At 63.3% G+C, this 286-nt stretch carries 1 protein-coding gene; it reads right to left on the bottom strand.

Going from position 1 to position 286, the window contains the following annotated elements; all coding sequences use genetic code 11:
• Positions 1–52: 52 nt before the first annotated feature.
• The coding region (locus MD536_RS21395; protein ID WP_317208153.1) for an amino acid--tRNA ligase-related protein at positions 53–286 on the bottom strand (234 nt) is incomplete at its 5' end.

Genomic DNA, 286 nt, shown 5'->3' with positions numbered 1-286 from the left:
CTGGAATCAAAGAAACCGGTGGGCTGACGCTCGCCGAGGTCAGACATACGAACTAGAACTCCGCATTCCCCGGCGTCCGCGGAAAGGGAATGACGTCCCGGATGTTGGCCATGCCCGTGACGAACTGCAGGACGCGTTCCAAGCCCAAACCGAACCCGGCGTGCGGCACCGTCCCGAAACGCCGCAGGTCCAAGTACCACCAGTAGTCGTTGGGGTTCAGGCCCTGCTCTTGCATCCGCTGCTGGAGCACGTCCAGGCGTTCCTCGCGCTGGCTGCCGCCGATGAT

The sequence above is a fragment of the Flavihumibacter cheonanensis genome (assembly GCF_022352215.1).
In the GTDB taxonomy this organism is placed as follows: domain Bacteria; phylum Bacteroidota; class Bacteroidia; order Chitinophagales; family Chitinophagaceae; genus Flavihumibacter; species Flavihumibacter cheonanensis.
Note: the sequence above shows the minus strand (reverse complement) of the source record. Positions and strands in the feature narration are given on the sequence as shown.